This is a genomic window from Chitinophaga sp., assembly GCF_035564935.1.
Taxonomy (GTDB): domain Bacteria; phylum Bacteroidota; class Bacteroidia; order Chitinophagales; family Chitinophagaceae; genus Chitinophaga.
The window spans coordinates 1-2,352 of record NZ_DATMTE010000032.1; the positions used below are offsets into that span (position 1 = coordinate 1).

At 42.8% G+C, this 2,352-nt stretch carries 2 protein-coding genes; both read right to left on the minus strand.

From position 1 onward, the window contains the following. Positions 1-126: 126 nt before the first annotated feature. Positions 127-1,521 carry a hypothetical protein gene (locus VN105_RS00980; protein ID WP_325637021.1) on the minus strand — a complete coding sequence of 465 codons (1,395 nt, stop codon included), beginning with the start codon at positions 1,519-1,521 and terminating at the stop codon, positions 127-129. 293 nt (positions 1,522-1,814) lie between these two features. After that, the gene (gene yiaA, locus VN105_RS00985; protein WP_325637023.1) at positions 1,815-2,234 is read right to left on the minus strand and encodes an inner membrane protein YiaA; all 420 of its coding nucleotides are present in this window, start codon (positions 2,232-2,234) and stop codon (positions 1,815-1,817) included. Positions 2,235-2,352: the final 118 nt, after the last annotated feature.

Genomic DNA, 2,352 nt, shown 5'->3' on the forward strand with positions numbered 1-2,352 from the left:
GAATTAACAAGTTAGATAACGCCGCACATTTCTCCTGTCACGGAATAAAAGTAGTATTTATTTGTATTAAATGAAATCATTTTTAACATTTTTTTTGAGATGCAGGAAATGAAAGTCGCACGGAATTTAATCACCATTGTACATATCACTGATTTCCTTCAGGATTTCATAAACAGTTTGCTGGTTACCTTCGTTATACCGCCGGGCCCAGAAAGAAACCAGCCAAACTGCCATCCGGCGGGCATTCAGGTCGTTGTTATTAAGAGATGGATCTACCTGGTCCATATTATCTATTACCAGTTTTACTTCTTCAATAAAATCTTCTGATGCAGTATAGTCTGTAATAACGGCCATTTGGGTATAGAGTTTTCCCAGCCGCGCAGCAATATTTTCTTTTGTTTGCAAAGCGTTATAGGTGAGTAGCAGTTTATCTACATAATAATGTACGGAGGAACGTTGGTAAGTATTATACGGAAGTATTTCATACAGTAGTTTTTTATACCTGTCAAAAGATTGGCGTAGCCGGGCTGCATCCCGGCCCGTCCAGCTACACTGGCGGATAATCATTTCCAGCCCGCGGTTTTCTGTATATGCCAGCGTACTGTAAGGATCTTCATCTTCCCCTTCGTAGTACAGCGGCTGCACATATGCGTGCCACATTACGGCAAGGTCGGAGGCAGATCGTTTTTTTGCTGCACTGCTGTCTATTTCCAGCTGTTCATGCAGTAAGTAAATGGCGCCTTCGCGGAGTTCGGGAGCGCCAAGTGGAAAATCTGAAGCTGCCTGCGCTTCATAGGCAACTATATCTGGAGCAGTAGTATCTGCCACTGCTGAAGCAGCCAGGAATACAGCTTCACCGGAAGTATAATCGTGGCGGTCACTCCTGCGTACCGTTTGTACTGCAATAAAAATAACCACCAATGCCGCAACACCTGCTGTGCTCGCGGTAATAATGGCAAACAGCCGGTTGCCTGTCCACAATTTTTCAGCCAGCCACCACATGCTACCAAGCAGAAAAGAACAAAAAATGGTTAATCCCAGCACCACCATATATAAAAGATAATTTTCACCGGTGTCGCCATCTGTATCATGTTTATTCAACAGGAAAATAAACGTAAATGAAACGAGGGAAATAAGCAGGTCCGATAAAAATGTTTTTTTCCAGTATTCGCTTCCCGTTGCAGGAGCAGCTGTAGATTTTTTACGGATCAGTAGCACCAATCCGTAAAAAATGCCACACCACATACTGCAGGTGAGCAGGAAAATAATGGGCGTCAGAAATACATCGGCCATAGAACCATTACTGTAATGGAGCGGAACAATATTCGTAAACCTGTCAAGTTTATACAGCAGTCCAAAAGGCAGGGTCACTATACCTGCATTTTTTAAGATATCGTTGGTCCATCTTTCAAAACCTTCAGGTACAGTAACATTAACCTGGGACAGGAACAGGGGGGCAAACAGCAGTATAATCACCAGTATCTTTACAATAATAATATGCTTATAGATCTTGTTTCCCATGGGATAAAGGGGTTAAATGCCAACAAATATATTATAATATGTCACAAAAAAAAGTGATTACCAGGGGCTGGTTAATCACTTTGCAGATTTATTATCAGGGTGTCATGGATAGATGGATCTTATGCCTGTGAACACGCTTACTGGTCATTCAACGCTGCACAGAGGGGTTGATGCAAATGTAGTATCGCATCAATTGTACCTGGGATCAATTCAGGAAAAGTATTTATGGAATCCGGAAAAAGAGAAGGGGAGCGTAACAGGAAGACTGCCAGGCAGCCTTCCTGTTGAAGAAGTTATTGCATATCGCCAGGCGTATTGGTGGCTTTCGCCGCCTGGGTATCGCGGGTATTTTTCTGAACGGTAATGGCGCCGAAAACGCTCAGCAGAAATGCAAAAGCATAAAAGCCTTTTTCACTTGGTGCAAGGGTGGCATTCCACAGTCCGATGGTGAGCAGCAGGATAGTGAGCAGCATTGATACCCAGCTGAGACCATAGTAAATGTCTGTTACCGGAACACCTTCGAGCCTGTCGCGTACGCACTTCTGGACAGATACGGCAGAGAATAAGCCATACATCAGAACGGTGAAATAATATCCTTTTTCATTTAACTGCATAGTAGATGCGTTCCACAGACCAATGATAAAGCCGAGGATACCTGCAAATACGGCCACCCAGGAGGCGGCAACAAATGCCATTGAAGGTTTTTGTTTCATTGATTAAATAAAATTTTATTTAGGGATTGGGTTGATGGCTAACAAAACTGCTTTCAGTAAATTGATGGCCTGCTGTAATAATACTATTTATTTTTGATCTGCTGACCTACAAAAAAAG

Bases quoted from the DNA above. Each gene is read 5' to 3' on its own strand.
- VN105_RS00980 (WP_325637021.1), bottom strand. From the start codon at position 1,521: ATGGGAAACAAGATCTATAAGCATATTATTATTGTAAAGATACTGGTG.
- yiaA (WP_325637023.1), bottom strand. From the start codon at position 2,234: ATGAAACAAAAACCTTCAATGGCATTTGTTGCCGCCTCCTGGGTGGCC.